The following is a 1259-nucleotide window of genomic DNA, read 5'->3' as shown; positions in this document are numbered from 1 at the left end:
CTCGACGACCGCCGCGCCGTAGCGGCCAAGAGTGGCGACAATGCCGGCGAGTTCCTCCTTGGCCCAGTCGCTCACCGTGGTGTGAAGAACGACGGCCACTGAGAAGTTGCGTTTGCGCGCAGCATCGGCGTCGGCGCCCGACAGCCCGACCTGATCGGCGGGAACCGCTCGTTCGCCATGCGGCCCTAGCCCGGTGATCGCCATTCCTCAATCCTCCCCAGGCGCCAGCGGCGCACCATCGCAGGTCCTACGCAAGCGAGCCGCCCGGCGGGCGCGGCTTGGCCGGCCGGGTAACGGTGTCGAGCGCGGCGCGTGCGAGAAAATCCTTGAATTCCGGGTGCTCGCGCGGCGAGCCGAGCGTGATCCAGCCCTGCAGGAACCTCGGATCGAACAGCGCCTCGGCCACCACCTGCGCGGCTCCCACCAGCCCGGCCGAGCCGCCCATTTGCGAGCGCACGATCCTGAGGTCGCGTGTCACCACGGGATGCGACTGGCGATAGACCGCCTCGCGCACGGCCGCCAGCAGGATGTCTCCGGTCTCGGCAACCGCGCCGCCAAGCACGATCAGCGACGGGTTCAGCAGATTGGCCAGCGGCGCCAGCACTTCGCCGACGGCGCGGCCGCAGCGGCCGAGCAGGTCGATGCAGAAAGGGTCGCCCAGCTGCGCGCCATGGCCGGCATCGGTTACCGTGACTTCGCCGGTGCGCGCCAGGACGCCGGCCAAATAGGGGCTGCGACCGCTGTCGGCCGCCTGACGGGCCTCGCGTGTCAGCGCCTCGCTGCCGGCGATCGTTTCGAGATTTCCACCCTCCACGAAAGTGTGGCCGATCATGCCGGCGGCGCCCTGCGCGCCACGGTGCAGCGCGCCTTCCGAGATGACGCCCGCGCTGATGGAGCGTCCGAGCTTGACGAAGATCATGTCCGTCAGCCCGATGCCGCTTCCGGATTTCAACTCGCCCATCGTCATCGTCTGAACGCCGCTTCGCACCCAGACAGGCGCGCCGACAAGCGTGGCCAATTGTTCGACGAAGGGAAATCCATCCCAGTTCTGGAACGCGGTCAGCGGCGGCGCGAACAGGCGCTGGCCATCGGGCTTCTCGACGGCTCCGGGCACTGCTAGGCCGATGCCCCAGATGCCTCCTTCGCTGCCATGCTCCTCCAGCATCCAGGCAAACAGCGTCGCCAGCCGCTGCACCACGGGCTCGGGTCCCGCCGCCAGCTCGACGGCCTCGTGATGTTCGGCCAGCAAGCGTCCGGTC

At 69.1% G+C, this 1259-nt stretch carries 1 protein-coding gene and 1 pseudogene; both read right to left on the bottom strand.

Translation table 11 applies throughout. The features are described 5' to 3' along the window. Positions 1–204, bottom strand: a pseudogene (locus EOD07_RS34845) (sugar ABC transporter substrate-binding protein); the annotation flags it as partial. 43 nt (positions 205–247) lie between these two features. Further along, positions 248–1259 (bottom strand): ROK family protein (locus tag EOD07_RS34840; protein WP_164772864.1); only part of this gene is annotated, 1012 nt, incomplete at its 5' end.

It is taken from the genome of Mesorhizobium sp. M2C.T.Ca.TU.002.02.1.1 (assembly GCF_003997225.1).
The sequence above is the reverse complement of the archived record's forward strand: the minus strand, read 5'-3'. Positions and strand labels throughout refer to the sequence as shown.